This is a genomic window from Falsirhodobacter sp. alg1 (assembly GCF_000739715.2).
Lineage (GTDB): Bacteria > Pseudomonadota > Alphaproteobacteria > Rhodobacterales > Rhodobacteraceae > Falsirhodobacter.
This window is the reverse complement of sequence record NZ_BBJC02000022.1, coordinates 1-984: the sequence shown is the minus strand read 5'-3', so window position 1 is coordinate 984 and position 984 is coordinate 1. Positions and strand designations below refer to the sequence as shown.

General features: G+C 62.8%; 2 protein-coding genes and 2 pseudogenes. All 4 read right to left on the bottom strand.

Annotated features, from left to right (window positions below; all coding sequences use genetic code 11):
- Positions 1 to 240, bottom strand: a pseudogene (locus TR36_RS16105) (hypothetical protein); the annotation flags it as partial.
- Positions 237 to 389 (bottom strand): hypothetical protein, encoded by a 153-nt coding sequence (locus tag TR36_RS16100; RefSeq protein WP_237763602.1) that lies wholly within the window; start codon positions 387 to 389, stop codon positions 237 to 239. The pseudogene TR36_RS16105 and the gene TR36_RS16100, both read right to left, overlap by 4 nt.
- A gap of 44 nt (positions 390 to 433) precedes the next feature.
- Complete coding sequence (locus TR36_RS16095) at positions 434 to 595, bottom strand: L,D-transpeptidase (protein ID WP_237763601.1); 162 nt, start codon at positions 593 to 595, stop codon at positions 434 to 436.
- 146 nt (positions 596 to 741) lie between these two features.
- Positions 742 to 984: pseudogene (locus tag TR36_RS16090) on the bottom strand (protein-L-isoaspartate O-methyltransferase); the annotation flags it as partial.

Sequence of the window (984 nt, the reverse complement as noted above, 5' to 3'; positions counted from 1 at the left end):
AGCCACGTCGGGCACGGTCCGTGTTGGCTGCAGTATCCGCCAGCGGTTGGGTTTTCCACCACACCTGCCGCGGCAGGTTTCCGCAACGGGCGCAGGTTTGGCCTTGGGCTTTGCTGCCGGTTTCGGGGCAGGCGGCGGCATTGTCAGCGTCGTGGGTGTTTCACCATCGGCCGTCAGCACCACCACGCGCGCATCAACCTGAACACGCTCGTACAAGTCCAGTACATCCTGCTGGATCATGCGGAAACAACCCGAGGATGCCCGTTTGCCGATTGTCCGCCAGTTCCGGGGGTTCCATGCACGCGCCAGCCGTAATCGATACCGTTCACGGTCAGATAGATCGCACGTGCCGACCCGTAACGGGGGTTTTCCCGGTCCGACCCGGGCACTCCCCGCCCCGCCATTTCTCAAGGCGTGGGGTTGGGCGGTCGATCTATTTCCGACGGGGGGGGTCCCAGGTCGGCCAGCTTCCCTTGCGGGAAACCTTTGCGATACCGGACCATCCGAAACCGTCACGACCGACAGAGATGCCGTAGCGGATCGCGCGTCCGCCCTCGAGCACGAAATACAGCACGGCATGTGTCGGATCGATCACGAGCGTGCCGGGAACTTCGGTGGTCGTATAGGGGACGATCTGGCGGCGATAGGCGACCGGGATCTGGTCTTCCGGTACCGCCGGAAGGTCATAACGGCCCGCGTCCTTCGCCACATATGCGTTTTCGAAGAATTCGGGTTCTTGTGGAGGGGGCCGGGCGGGTCTTCGGCCGCAGCCGTAACCAGAATACGGTCGAACGGGGCCTGATCCGGCAGACCATGGCTGCCATCACCGGCAAATGCGGTGATATTTGACAGGTTCAGACTGCGAAAGGTCTCCTCCGCCTCGCGCACCAGGCGACGATGACGGTCGATCGTATAGACACGGCGGGCAAGCTGGCTGAGGATTGCGGCCTGATATCCGGAGCCTGTGCCGATCTCCAGAACTCT